1 pseudogene is annotated in these 253 nt (G+C 37.5%); it reads left to right on the top strand.

Annotation, left to right across the window (positions count from 1 at the left end):
- Window positions 1-16: 16 nt before the first annotated feature.
- Window positions 17-253, top strand: a pseudogene (locus DK861_RS01120) (hypothetical protein); the annotation flags it as partial.

Below are 253 nucleotides of genomic sequence, written 5' to 3'. Positions count from 1 at the left end.
TTAATAAGGACAACCCATGTTATTACATCGACTTAAATTTCCCTTACTGTTTATTTTGAGTGCCACCCTATTAACCGGCTGTTTATCATTAAAAGAAAAAGCTGCAATTAAAGCGGAGCAAGATAGAGGCGAACAACAACGTTTAATTGACGAAGAAATTAAAAGTTATGGTCCTCCCACCGTCATTTACCGTATTGATGACCACCGCTTTTTTACCTTAGAAAAATATAATGAAAGGCGCAGTGGCTCGACT

The organism is Proteus sp. TJ1640, assembly GCF_003144445.1.
GTDB classification, from domain to species: domain Bacteria; phylum Pseudomonadota; class Gammaproteobacteria; order Enterobacterales; family Enterobacteriaceae; genus Proteus; species Proteus penneri.
The sequence above is the reverse complement of the archived record's forward strand: the minus strand, read 5'-3'. Positions and strand labels throughout refer to the sequence as shown.